Origin of the sequence: Dactylosporangium sp. NPDC000555, assembly GCF_040300025.1 — a bacterium.
Classification (GTDB): domain Bacteria; phylum Actinomycetota; class Actinomycetes; order Mycobacteriales; family Micromonosporaceae; genus Dactylosporangium.
In genome coordinates this window covers 20,039-35,006 of record NZ_JBEPDB010000046.1, presented here as the reverse complement: position 1 = coordinate 35,006, position 14,968 = coordinate 20,039, and the positions used below count along the sequence as shown (strand labels likewise).

The 14,968-nt window shown below is 71.9% G+C and carries 17 protein-coding genes; 11 read left to right on the top strand and 6 right to left on the bottom strand.

The features are described 5' to 3' along the window. The first annotated feature begins 669 nt into the window (after positions 1-669). From lepB (ABT297_RS25335) to ABT297_RS25315, 5 genes are read left to right on the top strand one after another with little or no spacing between them, the layout of a single operon-like run. The gene (gene lepB / locus ABT297_RS25335) at positions 670-1,482 is read left to right on the top strand and encodes a signal peptidase I (protein ID WP_350553963.1); all 813 of its coding nucleotides are present in this window, start codon (positions 670-672) and stop codon (positions 1,480-1,482) included. A gap of 23 nt (positions 1,483-1,505) precedes the next feature. Next, on the top strand, positions 1,506-2,147 hold the full coding sequence (gene lepB / locus ABT297_RS25330; protein ID WP_350553904.1) for a signal peptidase I: 642 nt from the start codon (positions 1,506-1,508) through the stop codon (positions 2,145-2,147). Positions 2,148-2,168: 21 nt separating this feature from the next. Further along, on the top strand, positions 2,169-2,627 hold the full coding sequence (locus ABT297_RS25325) for an NUDIX hydrolase (protein WP_350553902.1): 459 nt from the start codon (positions 2,169-2,171) through the stop codon (positions 2,625-2,627). 2 nt (positions 2,628-2,629) lie between these two features. After that, positions 2,630-3,376 carry a ribonuclease HII gene (locus ABT297_RS25320; protein ID WP_350553900.1) on the top strand — a complete coding sequence of 249 codons (747 nt, stop codon included), beginning with the start codon at positions 2,630-2,632 and terminating at the stop codon, positions 3,374-3,376. Continuing rightward, entirely contained in the window at positions 3,373-3,693 is a 321-nt protein-coding gene (locus ABT297_RS25315; protein ID WP_033357832.1) for a DUF2469 domain-containing protein, read from the top strand. Before ABT297_RS25320 ends, ABT297_RS25315 begins: the two co-directional genes overlap by 4 nt. Positions 3,694-3,729: 36 nt before the next feature. Here ABT297_RS25315 and ABT297_RS25310 read toward each other — a convergent pair whose 3' ends face one another. Beyond that, positions 3,730-3,912 (bottom strand): hypothetical protein, encoded by a 183-nt coding sequence (locus tag ABT297_RS25310; protein ID WP_350553897.1) that lies wholly within the window; start codon positions 3,910-3,912, stop codon positions 3,730-3,732. Positions 3,913-4,050: 138 nt separating this feature from the next. Here ABT297_RS25310 and ABT297_RS25305 point away from each other — a divergent pair, with 138 nt between their 5' ends. Beyond that, positions 4,051-4,611 (top strand): M23 family metallopeptidase, encoded by a 561-nt coding sequence (locus tag ABT297_RS25305; protein ID WP_350553895.1) that lies wholly within the window; start codon positions 4,051-4,053, stop codon positions 4,609-4,611. A gap of 103 nt (positions 4,612-4,714) precedes the next feature. Here ABT297_RS25305 and ABT297_RS25300 read toward each other — a convergent pair whose 3' ends face one another. The 4 genes from ABT297_RS25300 to ABT297_RS25285 all read right to left on the bottom strand — a co-directional run bounded on the left by ABT297_RS25300 (position 4,715) and on the right by ABT297_RS25285 (position 7,750). After that, positions 4,715-5,878 (bottom strand): aminotransferase class V-fold PLP-dependent enzyme, encoded by a 1,164-nt coding sequence (locus ABT297_RS25300; protein WP_350553893.1) that lies wholly within the window; start codon positions 5,876-5,878, stop codon positions 4,715-4,717. A 293-nt stretch (positions 5,879-6,171) separates the two neighbouring features. After that, a complete protein-coding gene (locus ABT297_RS25295; protein ID WP_350553961.1) occupies positions 6,172-7,059 on the bottom strand; it encodes a tyrosine recombinase XerC in 888 nt (295 codons plus the stop codon). Positions 7,060-7,130: 71 nt separating this feature from the next. Next, a complete protein-coding gene (locus tag ABT297_RS25290; RefSeq protein ID WP_350553891.1) occupies positions 7,131-7,490 on the bottom strand; it encodes a hypothetical protein in 360 nt (119 codons plus the stop codon). Continuing rightward, positions 7,487-7,750, bottom strand: coding sequence for an ACT domain-containing protein (locus ABT297_RS25285; RefSeq protein ID WP_350553889.1), 264 nt, complete (start codon positions 7,748-7,750; stop codon positions 7,487-7,489). Before ABT297_RS25285 ends, ABT297_RS25290 begins: the two co-directional genes overlap by 4 nt. 122 nt (positions 7,751-7,872) lie before the next feature. On the opposite strand from ABT297_RS25285, the gene ABT297_RS25280 reads away from it, so the two are divergent. The 4 genes from ABT297_RS25280 to dprA all read left to right on the top strand — a co-directional run bounded on the left by ABT297_RS25280 (position 7,873) and on the right by dprA (position 12,135). Beyond that, entirely contained in the window at positions 7,873-8,877 is a 1,005-nt protein-coding gene (locus tag ABT297_RS25280; RefSeq protein ID WP_350553887.1) for a bifunctional helix-turn-helix transcriptional regulator/GNAT family N-acetyltransferase, read from the top strand. Between the two features lie 161 nt (positions 8,878-9,038). After that, positions 9,039-9,392: a YraN family protein gene (locus ABT297_RS25275; protein WP_350553885.1), complete on the top strand. Its 354-nt coding sequence runs from the start codon at positions 9,039-9,041 to the stop codon at positions 9,390-9,392. Further along, positions 9,392-10,906 (top strand): YifB family Mg chelatase-like AAA ATPase, encoded by a 1,515-nt coding sequence (locus ABT297_RS25270; protein ID WP_350553883.1) that lies wholly within the window; start codon positions 9,392-9,394, stop codon positions 10,904-10,906. The genes ABT297_RS25275 and ABT297_RS25270 overlap by 1 nt, the downstream gene beginning before the upstream one ends. Continuing rightward, complete coding sequence (dprA, locus tag ABT297_RS25265; RefSeq protein WP_350553881.1) at positions 10,903-12,135, top strand: DNA-processing protein DprA; 1,233 nt, start codon at positions 10,903-10,905, stop codon at positions 12,133-12,135. The genes ABT297_RS25270 and dprA overlap by 4 nt, the downstream gene beginning before the upstream one ends. Before the next feature lie 5 nt (positions 12,136-12,140). Here dprA and ABT297_RS25260 read toward each other — a convergent pair whose 3' ends face one another. Next, the gene (locus ABT297_RS25260) at positions 12,141-13,319 is read right to left on the bottom strand and encodes a pyridoxal phosphate-dependent aminotransferase (protein ID WP_350553879.1); all 1,179 of its coding nucleotides are present in this window, start codon (positions 13,317-13,319) and stop codon (positions 12,141-12,143) included. Positions 13,320-13,670: 351 nt separating this feature from the next. Between ABT297_RS25260 and ABT297_RS25255 the strand changes: the two genes are divergently transcribed. Then, complete coding sequence (locus tag ABT297_RS25255) at positions 13,671-14,873, top strand: hypothetical protein (protein ID WP_350553877.1); 1,203 nt, start codon at positions 13,671-13,673, stop codon at positions 14,871-14,873. Positions 14,874-14,968 lie beyond the last annotated feature (95 nt).

The following is a 14,968-nucleotide window of genomic DNA, read 5'->3' as shown; positions in this document are numbered from 1 at the left end:
CGCCGCGCGTTCCCTCCCTGATACGCGTTCGGGATCGGGTCTTTCGGTCAAGAGGAGCAGGGCTCCCCAAAGTGGTCTTGTGCCTTTAGGCTGACGCCGATGGCAAGCGACCCCTACGGACGCGATGGTCACGACGATCGCGCCGATGACCCACACCCACGTAACCGCCATCCGGACCGGGCGGGCGAGGAGCATGGGCAGCAGCAGCAACACCCCTTCGGCAACGTCAGCTACCCGGGCCACGACTATTGGACCACCACGGGTCGCCCGGACGCCTCGGAGGAGCAACGCGCCTACGACGGTGGCTGGACGCACGGCGACGCCCATGGGCGCCGCGACGTCACGCCCCGCCGGGGTGAGCACCAGCGCGACGACCACGACCGCGGCGACTGGAACCGTGGCAGCCGGGCCTGGGACGACCCGTACGGTTCGCGCCGCGGCCGCTGGGACGACGAGCCGCCGATCGTGCGCGACCGCGCGTTCGAGGACGCCAACGGCTATGGCGAGCCCGGGCGCGGCGACCGCCGGGATCGTGGCGAGCGGGACGACCGAAGCCATGACCGCGGCGAGCGCTCCACGGGGTCGGGGTCGCGCTCCCGGGCACGCGGCGGCCACGACGACGACTCGGCGACCTCGTGGCGCAGCAAGGCCCGCCGCAAGCGCAAGAACATGCCGCTGTGGCAGGAGCTGCCGCTGCTGTTGATCGTCGCGTTCTGCCTCGCCGTGCTCATTCGCACCTTCCTGGTGCAGGCGTTCTACATCCCGTCGGGCTCGATGGAGGAGACCCTCCTCGTCGGCGACCGGGTGCTGGTCAACAAGGTCCTCTACGACGTGCGCGAGCCCGAGCGGGGCGAGGTCGTCGTCTTCACCGGCCCCGACACATGGGCGCCGGAGAACCAGGTCGCCAAGGGCGCCGGCTTCTTCGCGGAGCTCGGCCGTACCGTCGGCGACCTTGTGGGTGTTTCCCAACCCAATGAGAAGGACTTCATCAAACGGGTGATCGGCCTGCCCGGAGACACCGTGGCGTGCTGCGACGCGGACGGCAGGGTGACGGTCAACGGTTATCCGCTCGATGAGTCGGCGTACCTGTACGAGGACTCGCCGCTGGACGCCCCGCCCAACCCGAAGCAGTGCACGTCGCGCCGGTTCGGACCCGTGAAGGTGCAGGCCGGCCAGATGTTCGTGATGGGCGACCATCGCGGCGTGTCGCAGGACTCGCGCTGCCAGGGCCAGGTCCCGATCGCCAACGTGATCGGCCGTGCGTTCGTCGTCCTGTGGCCCAGCAGCCGGTGGAGCTGGATAACGATGCCCGACACGTTCAAGAACGTGCCGAAACCTACGGCCATGGGGCCTCCGAGCCCGCGAATCACGCCTGCGCCCGCCATCCCGCCCGTCCCGGACATGGTGATTGCCCCGATTGCGGTGTCCTTGGCGCTTTCGACCCGTTCGGCGCGTCAGGAGCGGTTGAGGCGCCACCGATAATGACGAGCACGTACCCTTCAGGCGTGATTGACGAGCAGACCAAGAAGCCCAGTACGTTCTGGCGCGAACTGCCGGTGTTGCTGGGCGTGGCGATCATCGTCGCCGTGGTGGTGCGGGCCTTCGTCCTGCAGACGTTCTACATCCCGTCCGAATCGATGGAGAACACGCTGCTGATCAAGGACCGCGTGCTCGTCAACAAGCTCGTGTACGACTTCCGGTCTCCCCACCGTGGCGAGGTCATCGTGTTCCAGGCGCCCGACTCGTGGCGCAACGACCCGTCCGAAGAGGACTTCATCAAGCGGGTCATCGCCGTCGGTGGCGATCACATCGTGTGCTGCGACGACAAGCAGCGGATCACGATCAACGGCACGGCGCTGACCGAGCCGTACATCTACGCCAACGAGGACGGGCTGCAGGACCTGCCCAGCGAGGAGCAGTTCGACGTCACCGTCCCCAAGGGCCGCCTCTGGGTGATGGGAGACCACCGGTCGCGGTCGGGCGACTCGCGGTACAACTTCATCCGCACGAAGGACCCGAACCAGGCGACGATCGCCGAGGGTGACGTCATCGGACGCGCCTTCGTGGTCTTCTGGCCCTTCTCGCGAGCGAAATGGCTCAGCGTCCCGGACAGCTTCGACAAGGTGCCGGATCCGGCTACCAGGTGACAACGCCGTAGTCTCGTCGGTATGACGGAGGCTGCGGCAGACATCGACCGCCGGGCGGCCCGAGTGCTGCTGCTGGACCCGTCCGGACGCGTGCTGCTGCTGCGCGGATGCGATCCGGCGCGACCCGAGCACCGCTACTGGTTCACCGTCGGCGGCGGCGTGGAGGCGGACGAGTCGCTCATCGAGACGGCCGTGCGCGAGGTCTACGAGGAGACCGGGCTGCGCATCACCCCCGCCGACCTCGTCGGCCCCGTCCGCACCGACCAGGTCGAGTTCCCGTTCGACGGCCGCTGGTACTCGCAGCAGCAGTCGTTCTTCGTCGTGCGCGCGGACGCGTTCACCGTCGACCTGACCAACCTCGCCGATTACGAGGTCGACAGCGTCGACGCCACCCGCTGGTGGGCCGCCGGCGAGCTTGACGCGACGTCGGAGCGCTTCTACCCGTCGGACCTCGCCGATCTGCTGCGGGAGGTGGGCTGAGCATGCTCGCGCCCCCGCGCACCGTCGTGCACCGCGCAGCGGGCCTGTGGGCCCTCGAACGGGCCCTGCAGCGGCGTGGATTCACCCGGGTGGCCGGCGCCGACGAGGCGGGCCGTGGGGCCTGCGCGGGGCCGCTCGTGGTCGCCGCCGTCATCCTGCCGCCGGGCCGTCGCGGCGAGATCGAGGAGCTCAACGACTCCAAACTGCTCACCGCGACCGCGCGGGAGCGCATCTACGAGCAGGTGGTCAGGCGCGCGGAGGCGTGGAACGCCGTGGTCATCCCGCCCGGCGACATCGACCGCCGCGGCCTGCACGTATGCAACCTCGCAGGCATGCGCCGCGCCCTCGCGGGCCTGCCCGTGCGGCCCGACTACGCGCTCACCGACGGGTTCAAGGTCGACGGCATCGGCATTCCCGGCCTCGCCGTGTGGAAGGGCGACCAGGTCGCCGCGTGCGTCGCGGCGGCGAGTGTCGTGGCAAAGGTCACGCGAGATCGGATCATGCGAAAACTGCACGTGTCGTACCCCGAATATGGCTTCGACGAGCACAAAGGCTATTCGACGCCGGACCACGGCGCCGCGCTCGCCGCACACGGGCCGTGCCCCGAGCACCGTTTCTCCTACGCGAACGTGGCGGCGGTGGGGCGGCCGGGGCAAAGGCGCGGTAACGTCGGCGTGGCGCCCGGCGAGGCCGTACGGGTTCCGGCGCAAGTGGGCGACAATGTGGCTATGGAAGGCGGACCGCGATGAGCGCCGAAGATCTCGAGAAGTACGAAACCGAGATGGAGCTCCAGCTCTACCGGGAGTACCGCGACATCGTCCGTCAGTTCTCCTACGTGGTGGAGACCGAGCGCCGGTTCTACCTGGCCAACCAGGTCGACCTGCACGTGCGCAACTCCGACGGCGAGGTCTACTTCGAGGTCGAGATGCACGACGCATGGGTCTGGGACATGTACCGTCCTGCCCGGTTCGTGAAGAATGTCCGGGTGATGACGTTCAAGGACGTCAACGTCGAGGAGCTCGAGAAGCCCGACATCTCGCTGCCGGACAACGGCTTCGGCGGCTGACGCCCCGCCGCCGCGGGGACCCGGGGGAGAAATTTTCTACCAGCGCCGGGTCCGTGTCGGCCTGCCATAGCGGTTGTACGCGTACCAGCACGCGCCCACGACGAGCGCGCCGACGATCAGGTACAGCACCAGGCTGACCACCAGCTTGAGCAGCCACCACGCGAGCATGCCGACCACGATCAGCCCCACGACGACGAGCACTGCCTTCAATGCGTTCATGCCCGTTTCCTCCGGATCTGTCTGGCGCCTCTAGCACACTTCGCTGGCTCGCGCGGGTTATCCACAAGCGGTGCTTTGTCCACAGGATAGCCATGATCGCGTTTGCCGCGAACGCCCGTTTCCGCAACGCTGCCCGCCATGTTGAAGACTCTCGTTCGTCTCGGGATCCTGGCCACCGCCGCTACCGTCATCGCAGCCGCCGGCGCCGTCGTGGCGGCCGTAGGCTCCGCGCTCGCCTCACCGCCGGCCTCTCGCGAGACGCCGGTTGTCCACGAGCCACCGGCCGAGGGGTACCAGGCGCCGCTGGACGGCCCCGTGACGGTCACCAGGGGCTTCGAGCCGCCCTCGGACCGGTACGCCGCCGGTCACCGTGGTGTGGACCTGGCCGGCGCCCCGGGGCAGATCGTGCGCAGCGCCGGCCCCGGCACGGTGATCTTCGCCGGGACCGTCGGCGGGCGGCCGGTGGTGAGTGTCAGACACCCGGGCGGGTTCCGCACCACGTATGAACCGGTCGTCCCCACCGTGGTGGAGGGCCAGGCCGTGTCCCCGGGGACGCAACTGGGCACGCTGAGACCGGGCCATCCGGGCTGCCCGGTCGCGGCCTGCCTGCACTGGGGGGTGCGTTCGGATGAGGGGGTGTACTCCGATCCGCTCACCCTGTTGCACCGCGCCCGCGTCCGTCTGCTTCCCCTGACGTAGCTCGCCGGCCCGGCGCGTTGTTCCTGGTGCCGCGGGCGGCACGGTTCCACTTCAGCGCGTCCGCGTACTGCTCGTCCTGGCGCGCGCCGCGTCCGCGCGTGGGCTACCGGCGGTCCAGCAGCTTCGGAAGGCCCTCGGCGAGCCGCTGGTAGTCCTCGGGCCGGTTGTACACCTGGCCCGACAACCGCAGGTATGCGCGCCCGCGCCAGGCGGCGAGCCCGACCTCGGCCGCGAGCTCGTCCGAGATCCGCCGGCGCAGCGCGGTCGCGCCCGCCTGGTCGACCGCCACGCCCGCAGGCAGCGGGATCAGCGTCATCGGCAGCCCGGTAGCGGCCGGCACCTCGGCATCGAGCGCCTCCGCGATCACGCGCTGCCCGTACTCGGCAAGCGCCGAGTTGTGCCGCCGCACCGCCTCGATGCCGAGCGAGCGCAACACGAACAGCCCCGTCGGCGCCGCGAGCCACGACGTGTAGTCGTACGAGCCGAGCCACTCCAGACTCTCCGGGAAGCCCGCCTCGGCCGACCACGACAGCACCAGCGGCCGGATCCGGTCCCGCCACGCGGGCGCGACGGTCAGCAGCGCGGTACCCCGTGGCGTGTACGCCCACTTGTGCAGGTTCCCGACCCAGAAATCCGCGCCGAGCTCGCCCACCGCCGGATCGAGCATGCCCGGCACGTGCGCGGCGTCGACGTGGACCGCCACCCGGTCGCCCCAGCGCGCCCGCACCGCCTCGACGATGCCCCGCACCGGGAACACCCGCGCGGTCGTGGCGGTGACGTGGTCGACGATCACCAGGCGCGTCCGCGCGGTGGTCGCGTCGAGCACGGCCGCGGTCACCGTCGCGTCGTCCGCTGCGAGCGGCACCCGCGCGACCCGATGGACCGCCCCGGTCCGCCGGCAGGTCGCCGCCACGGCGAGATCCACCGCGCCATAGCCGTGATCGGTCGTCACGATCTCGTCCTCGGTGCCGAGGCAGAGGCTTCCGAGCGCGATCGACGTGCCCGTGCTGGCGTTGCTGACCAGCGCCGTCCCCTCCGGATCGGCCCCCACGAACGCGGCCAGGTGCCGCCGTACGTGCGCGATACGCTCCTCGAGCCCGACGGCGAAGAACCGGTGCGGGTTGGCGTCCATCTCCTCGCGGAGCCGCTGCTGCGCGCGCTGGACGGTGATCGGCACCATGCCGAACGCCCCGTGGTTCAGATGCGCGACGGCTGCATCGTGCGAGAAGAGCAGCCGCGCGCCCGGAAGCGGCTCGGGTGCGGACACATCCACGATCTTAGGGCTCCAACCGGCGCGACCGCGCCCGCTTGGCCCCGCACGACCCGCGGCGCGCGGCCACACCCGCGCTACCGCGCTCGCCCCGGACCGTGTAGCTGATGTTCAGGTAGCTGATGTCCAGGCCGAGACCGGTGCCCTCGCCGACGGGCTTGTCCCGCTCGACGAGGAAGGCACGCTCCGGGACCGCATCGCCCGGACCGCACCGTCGGGGCCTTGGCACGCCGGCGCGGACGCGGGCCGGGTCTGGCCGCCGCCGCGTGCGGACGCGCCGGCTTGGGTGTCTACGCACGGGGATGCGCCTGCTCGTACGCGCTCCGCAGCCGCTCGATCGACACGTGGGTGTAGATCTGCGTGCTCGACAGCGACGCGTGGCCGAGCATCTCCTGCACCGAGCGCAGGTCGGCGCCGCCCTCCAGCAGGTGCGTGGCGGCGGAATGACGCAGGTCGTGCGGCGAGGTGGGCGGCAGGCCGGAGGCCCGGGCATGCCCGTCGACGATCCGCCGCGCCGCCCCGGCCTGCAACCGTCCGCCGCGGGCGCCCAGCAGCAGCGCCTGGCCGCTCCGCGCCGCCTCCAGTGCCGGCCGGCCGTGCCGCAGCCATTCGGTCAGGGCCTGGTCGGCCGGCAGCCCGTAGGGCACCGAGCGCTCCTTGTCGCCCTTGCCGACGACCCGCACGACGCGGCGCATCCGGTCCACGTCGCCGAGGTCGAGGCCGCACAGCTCGCTGACCCGGATCCCGGTGCCGTACAGCAGCTCCAACACCGCCCGGTCGCGCAGCCCCAGCGCGTCCGCGCGCCCGGAAGGGGACGTCACCAGTGTCTCGGCCTGATCCGCACGGAGCACGGTCGGCAGGTCACGGTGGGCCTTCGGGCTGGCCAGCCGCTGCCCGGGGTCCCCGTCGGCGAGACCCTCCCGCTTCGCCCATTCGGTGAACGTCCGCGCGGCCGCCGCATGCCTGGCCAGGCTCGTGCGGGCATCCCCGGCCGAGCGCCTGCGCGCGAGCCATCCGCGCAGCACCGAGAGCGTCAGCGCGGCGGGGGCCTCCGCGCCCGCGGCCGCGGCATGGTCCAGCAGCGAAACGACGTCGCCGACGTATGCCCGCACCGTGTGCACCGACCGGTTCCGCTCGGCCGCGAGGTGCCGCGCGAAGTCGTCGACGGCCTCCCGCATCGCCAGGGGGAGCCGCTCGTGCAGCTCGGCGGTTCCGGCCACGGGTCCTGTCGTGGCTGCCTTGCGCGGTTTCACCTGCGCTGCTGCTCTTCGAGGAACCGTTCGATCAGCCCGCGCACCACGGCGGCCATCGTGAAGCCGTGTTCGGCGCACCAGGCGCGCAGCTCGGCGTGCCGCTCGGCCGGCAGGCGGAACGTCACCAGCTGGCTCTCCTCGCCCACCGGTAGCGAGCCGCCGAGCGCGCCGTGGCTGCTCTCGGGGCGCAGGTCGGGTGCGCCGATCAGGTTGCGGTCGCGCAGCGCGGCGCCGGCGAGAAGCGCCCCCGGTCCGGCGGGGACGGTGCGGTTGAGCAACCAGACGGTGATCTCTTGACGGTCGGCGGGAGGGAGGGACTCGAGCAGCTCCACGAGCTTGTCGGCAGGAGCGGTCATAGCGCCACGATAGCGTCCGCTATCCCGCTATCGGTACCAGTCAGCACGCTCGCGAGTACACGAACTCCTTGAATTTCTTCGAGAAGCTCCGGCAGCGTCCGGTCGATCACCGAGCCCGGCACGCTGATCAGGAATTCGTCCGTCGCCACCGCGCCGTCGCGGCTCAGCACCCGCATCTGCCGGATGTCGACGCCGAGGCGCCCGAGGAGCGTTGTCACCTGGCCGAGGGAGCCGGGCCGATCGGGAAGTTCGACGATCACGTGACGTAGCGACATGGGGGCAAGCCTGACGATGCCGCGTTTCCCGGTAGTTACGACGCCACGTCGCCCGGCTTTCCGGGAGATCGTTGACAGAGTCAATAGATCTAATGACGATGTCAACTATGACTATCCAGACGGTGGCGGCGGTGAGGCGGTTCAACCGCTTCTACACGAACCTGATCGGCGTTCTGCGGGCCGGGCTGCTCGACTCGCCGTACTCCCTCGCCGAGGCCCGCGTCCTGTACGAGCTGGCCGCCGCGCCCGCGCCCGCGCTGGAGGTCGCCGACCTGCGGCAGGGGCTGGATATGGACGCGGGTTATCTGAGCCGCATCCTCGGCCGTTTCGAGAACGACGGCCTGGTAGTGCGCGAGCGCTCGGACGCGGACGCGCGCAAGCAGCGCATCAGGCTCACCGACGCCGGCCGGGCCGCGCAGGGCGAGCTCGACGAGCGCTCGGACGCGCAGGCGGCCGCGCTGTTGGCGACCGCGACGGAGGCGGACCGGCGACGGCTGGTGGGTGCCATGGATGCCATCGAGTCGATCCTCGGTGGCGGCTCCGCGTCCGCGCGGACGGTCGTGCTGCGCCCGCCCGGCCCGGGTGACCTCGGCTGGGTCGTGCAGCGTCACGGCGCGCTCTACGCCGCGGAATACGGCTGGAACGAGCGGTTCGAGGCGATGGTCGCGCGCATCGTCGCCGACTATGCCGAGTCGCACGACCCCCGCTGGGACCGCGGCTGGATCGCCGAGATCGACGGCGGGCCTGTCGGATCGATCTTCTGCGTCCGAGACGGCCGAGAGGTCCGAGACGGTCGGGAAGTCCGAGACGGCCGAGAGGTCCGAGACGGTCGGGAAGTCCGAGACGGCCGCGCTGCCGAGGCGACGGCGAAGCTCCGGCTGCTGCTCGTCGAGCCGAAGGCACGCGGCCTGGGCGTCGGCGGTCGGCTGGTCGACGAGTGCCTCCGGTTCGCCCGGCGCGCCGGCTACCGCGAGATGGTCCTGTTCACGCACGACGTCCTCGCCGACGCGCGACGGCTGTACCAGCGCGCCGGGTTCGTCCTCGACAGCGAGGAACGCAAACCGGCGTACGGCCAGGACCTCGTCCACCAGCACTGGCGCAAAATTTTTTGAATCCGGCCCGGTAGTGGCCCCACCCAGCCCGACCTGCGTCGCGATCCGGCCACATACCAAAATCAAATAACCTGTCCGAATTTATTCACAAGCACCTCGTTGTCCACATGTTGATCTTCAACGCGCCGCATTGATCGCCCCGATCCGCCACAGTCGCCCGCATGACGAACCACAACCAGCTCCTCGGCGGCTTCGGCGAACGCGTCGCCTGCCGATACCTCGTGTCACAGGGGCTCGTGCTGCTCGATCGCAACTGGCGCAGCCGGTCGGGTGAGCTCGACGTGGTCGCCCGGGACGGTGCCGACCTGGTGTTCGTGGAGGTCAAGACCCGCCGCGGCACCCGCTACGGCCGGCCCGCCGAGGCGATCGTGCCGGCCAAGGTGCGCCGCCTGCGCGCACTCGCCCTGATGTGGCTGGCGGCCAACCACGCGCGGGGCGAACGGCTCCGCTTCGACGTGGTCAGCGTGCTCGTGGGCCGGTCCGTGGCGGTCCAGCACCTGCGCGGGGCGTTCTGATGGGATACGCCATGGTCCGCTCCGTCGCGCTGCACGGCGTCGTCGGCGAGGTGATCGTCGTCGAGGCTGACGTCGCACCGGGCCTGCCGAGCCTCGTCGTGTCCGGCCTGCCGGACGCCGCGCTCAGCGAGGCCCGCGACCGCGTCCGGGCTGCCGTGCACAACTCCGGTGCGTACTGGCCGCAGCAGCGCATCACCGTCAACCTTCTGCCCGCGCACGTGCGCAAACACGGCTCCGGCTTCGACGCCGCGGTCGCCATCGCCGTCCTCGCCGCCGGGTCTGACCTGCCGATCGGCCGCCTCGCCGACGCGGTCGTCCTCGGCGAGCTCGGCCTGGACGGCACCGTGCGCCCGGTCCGCGGCATCCTCCCGGCGGTCCTGGCCGCCAGCCGTGCCGGCGTCGGCTTCGCGGTCGTACCGCTGGCGAACGTCACCGAGGCGCGCCTGGTGCCCGACATCGAGGTCCGCGCCGCCGACTGCCTCGGCAGGATCATCGGGTACCTGTACGGATCGGAGCACCTGCTCGACCCGGCCGTGAAGCCACCGTCGCCCGAGGCCGCACCCCTGGACCTCGCCGACGTTCTCGGCCAGGAGCGCGGCCGGCGCGTCATCGAGCTCGCCGCCGCCGGCCGCCACCACGTCGCGATGTTCGGTCCCCCGGGCGCCGGCAAAACCATGCTCGCCGAGCGGTTGCCCGGCGTGCTGCCGCCGCTGAACGACCACGAGGCGATCGAGGCGACGGCGCTGCACTCGGTCGCGGGCACCCTCTCGCCCGGCAGCACGCTCATCCGCCGGGCGCCACTGCAGGCGCCGCACCATACGGCCTCGGTCGCCGCCCTCGTCGGCGGTGGCAGCGGGCTGGCCAAGCCCGGCGCGATCAGCCTGGCCCACAACGGTGTGCTCTTCTTGGACGAATGTGCCGAGTTCGCCAACGGCGCGCTCGAGGCACTGCGACAGCCGCTCGAAGAAGGCGAGGTGAGGCTCCGGCGCGCCTATGGCGAGACCGTGTATCCGGCCCGCGCCCAGCTCGTGCTCGCCGCCAACCCGTGCCCGTGCGCGAAACCGGGAGGGCAACAGACGTGCGAATGCCCGTCGATGGTGCGCCGGCGCTATCAGGCGCGGCTGTCCGGCCCGCTGATGGATCGGGTCGACCTGCAGGTGGACCTGGACCCCGTGCGCTCGGCCGCACTGATCAACGCCGAGGCCGTCGAGCCCACGGCGGTCGTCGCCGGCCGGGTGCGGGCGGCCCGCGACGCGGCGATCGCGCGCTGGGCACCGCATGTCGGCTCCAACGGCGAGGTGCCCGGATCGATGCTGCGGCATCACCGCTTCCGCCTGCCGAAACCCGTGGTGAGGCCGCTCACGGAGGCCATGGATCGCGGCCGCCTGTCCGCTCGCGGATTCGACCGGGCCGTACGGGTCGCCTGGACGATCGCGGATCTCGACGGGCGGGAGCGGCCCGAGGCCGGCGACGTCCGTGAGGCCCTCGAGCTGCGATCGAGGACCGTCCGGTGAGCCGCGAGCCTTGGATGAGCGACGAGATGAGCGACGAACGGACCGCGAGAATGGCGCTCGGCATGCTGGTCGAGCCCGGCAGCCGTGAGCTCGGCCTGCTGGTCCGCTCCGTCGGCGCGCAGGAGGCGCTGGCCAGGGTGGTCGGTGGGTACAACATCACGGCCGGGCTCGCCGGGGCCGTGCAGGCCCGGTTGCGCGCGTTGGGTATCGACGGCTCGGCGAACCCGGGGGAGCGGCTCGCCGCACAGATGGGCGAGCTGGCCGAGCGGCTCGGCGCGCGGATCGTCACCGCCGCCGATGAGGAGTGGCCGGGTGCGCTCGACGAGCTGGTGCGGGCCAGCCGCGAGGGCAACATGCTGCGGCGGGACACGGACCCGCCGATGTGCGTCTGGCTGCGCGGGCCGCTTCGGCTGGCGGAGTCGCTCGAACGGTCCGTGGCGGTGGTCGGGGCGAGGGCGATCACGGGGTACGGCGGATACGTCGCCTCCGAGTTCGGCTTCGGGCTCGCGGAGCGCGGGTGGACGGTGGTGTCCGGAGGGGCGCTCGGCGTCGACGTGACCGCGCACCGCGGCGCGCTGGCCACCGGAGGGCAGACGGTGGCGGTGCTCGCGTGCGGCATCGACCGTGCGTACCCGGCGGCCAACGCAGCGGTGCTCGAACAGATCGGCGCCGAGGGGCTGCTGCTCACCGAGTGGCCGCCCGGCACTCAGCCGCACAAGACCCGGTTCCTGACCCGCAACCGGGTGATCGCGGCCGCGACCAAGGGAACCGTGGTGGTCGAGGCCGCATCGCGCAGCGGGGCGCGTAGCACGCTCGGGTACGCACGGCTGCTGCACCGCTCCGCGATGGTGGTGCCCGGACCGATCAACTCGGCGATGTCGGTCGGCTGCCACATCGAGCTGCGGCAGCCGGGCACGGTCCTGGTCACCCGGGTCGAGGAGATCATCGAGGAGGTCGGCAGCGTCGGCGAGCTCGCGGAGCCGATCCAGGGCGCGGGGCGGCCCGAGGACGTCCTGGAACCGCTGCAGGCGCGCATCCTCGACGCGGTGCGGCCGCGACGGGCCACGTCGGCGGAGCGGATCGCCGCCGTGGCCGGGGTCAGCGGGCGCGACGCCCGGCGCAACCTGCCGCTGCTGGAGGAGCTCGGCTTCGTGGTGTCCAGCCCGGAGGGGTACCGGCTGAGCAGCCAGCCGCGGGCCGCGATCGGCGAGGAGAAAGAGGACTGGTGAGACCGTCAGAGCCGCTGCAGCCGGGCGACCGCCTCGTCGAGGATCTCGTCGCGCTTGCAGAACGCGAACCGCACGAGCCGCCGGCCCGCCGCCGCGTCGTCGTAGAAGACCTGTGTCGGTACCGCGACGACACCGCAGCGCTCCGGCAGCGACAGGCAGAACTCGATGCCGTCGGTGCCGCCCAGCGGGGTGATGTCGGCGGTCACGAAGTACGTGCCCTCCGGCCGCAGTACCGCGAACCCGGCCTCCGCCAGGCCCTTGCACAGGCGGTCACGCTTGCGCTGCAGGTCGTCGCGGAACTCCTGGTAGTACGACGGCGGCGAGTCCAGCGCCACAGCGACGGCGGGCTGCAACGGCCCGGCGTTGACGTACGTGAGGAACTGCTTGACCCGCGTCACGGCGGACACCAGCGGCCGGGGACCGCACACCCAGCCGATCTTCCAGCCGGTGCACGAGAACGTCTTGCCGGCAGAGGAGATCTGCAGCGTGCGCTCCCGCATGTCCGGCAGCCCGGCGAGCGGCAGGTGCGGGGCGGCCGCGTCGCTGAACACCAGATGCTCGTACACCTCGTCGGTGACGGCGATCACGTCGTACTCCGCGCAGAGCGTGGCGATCTGGGCGAGCTCGGCGGCGGTGAAGACCTTGCCGGTCGGGTTGTGCGGGGAGTTGAGCAGAACCAGCCTGGTCCGGGGGCCGAACGCGGCGCGCAGCTCGGCCGGGTCGAAGGTGTAGTGGCCGTCGTCGACCCGCAGCGTCACCGGGCGGCGGACCGCTCCGGCGAGCGCGATCGACGCGGCGTAGGAGTCGTAGTAGGGCTCGAAGCAGACGACCTCGTCGCCCGGCTCGCACAGCGCGAGGATGCTCGCGGCGATCGCCTCGGTCGCGCCGGCGGTCACCAGGATCTCGCCGTCGGGGTCGTAGTCCAGGCCCCAGAACGCCTTCTGATGAGCGGAGATCGCGGCACGCAGCTTGGGGATGCCGGGGCCCGGCGGGTACTGGTTGAGCCCGCCGTGGATCGCCGCGGCGGCCGCTTCGAGCATGGCGGCGGGACCGTCGGTGTCCGGGAAGCCCTGCCCGAGGTTGACGGAGCCGGTGCGCACGGCCAACGCCGACATCTCCGCGAAGATGGTGGTGCCGAACGGGCGCATGCGGGCGACGAGCGGATCACGAGGGGCGTCAGTCACCTCCTGAGTATGCGGCCCGCCCGCGCCGGGGCTCGCGACGCGCCGCCCGCCCGCGCGAACTGGGCGGATGGGAGCCGCCGACGACCACGTGTGCCGCGTCACCTGTGGCGGGCGCTGCATCGACAGGTCCCCGAGCCCTGGTACGGGCGGGCGGTGGAGCTTTCCCGCGGCCTGACCGCCGGGACGTATCGGCCGCACACGGCGCAGGTCGAGGTTGGCCGGCAAGCAGGGAAATCCGAGGCGAACCGGCCGGTGACACAGGCCAGGGGGACCGTTGCCGGGCAGCGACGCGGATTACAGGCGCCTTCGCCGGGTGGCGAGGATCAACCCGAGGGCTTACCGTGACGGACCGTGGATGGACGCCGGAACTTCCCGGAGCCGGATGCGGATTCGCGCTGGTACCCGGACGACCGTGGATACGACGACCGCGGCTACGACGACCGCCGTGACGACCGGATGCGCGACGACCGGGGCCGCGACGACCGGGGCCGCGATGACAGGGACTGGGACGACCGCCCTCGCGACCCGCGTGGACGCGAGGACGCCGATCGCGGGTACGGCGACGAGCGTGAGGGCCGCGGGTACACGCCGACGCGGTACGCGGAGGAGCGGGAGTACGACGACGGGTATCGGGTTCCCGACCCCCGGGGCGGTGGTCGCGGGTACGGCGCCGACCCGCTGAGCTACGGCGACAGCCCGAGCGGGCAGTTCAGCGCACCGGCGCCGGCCGGTAGGTCCGTCGACACGGGTGATCTGTCCGGTGAGTTCGGCGGTCGCTCGCGGCGGTCGGAGGCGATCGATCGCAGCGCGCTGCAGCGGCCGGTGTCCGGCGGCGGTCCGTCCGGCGCGGGATCGCCGGCCCTGGGATCGCCGGCCCTGGGATCGCCGGCCCTGGGATCGCCAGGCCTGGGGTCGTCCGGCCTGGGACCGTCCGACGCCGGATCGTCCGGCGCAGGATTGTCCGGGCTGTCGAGCTCGGGCGCGCCGATCCCGGGCCTGCCGTCGCAGGGAATCCCGGGCGGCATTGCGGGTCAGGGCATCCCGGGTCAGGGGATGACGTCGCAGCAGGCCGGGGGGCCGGGGGCGCTGGGCCCGGGCGCGACCGGGCCGGTGTCTGGCGGGCCGGTGTCGGGCGCACCCGTCTCCAGCGGGCCGACCGGGGCGCCACCGAGCGCGTTCGTCGCGCCCACGACGCTGACCGCGGCCATTCCGGCGCCGCAACAGTACGGTCAGGGGGCGGAGCCGGCCGGCGCGGTGTACCGGAGCAAGCGGCCGGGGCTGGCGGTCGTGCTGGTCGTGCTCACGATCCTGTTCGAGGTGCCGATCCTGCGGCTGTTCATCAGCGCGATGACGGCCAAGGAGATCCTGGCGGGGGCGACCCTTTCCGGCATCTTCATGATTCCCGCGCTGCCGATGTTCGCGCTCGGGCTGTACGGGCTGATCGGCGGGGCGGCCGCGGCGGCGCCGGGGGCGCGGGCGTGGCTACGGACGCCGCTGGTGTACCTGCCGGTCGCGCTCCTGCTCTTCGTCGCCGCCGGCCTGGCCGCCTCCTAGCTGAGCCGAAACAGCGAGACCGAACCGCCGGGAATGCCGAAGACGGACACCGGGCTGGGCCTCCGCCCGGCCCGGTCCGGGGCGGCGACCGGGTT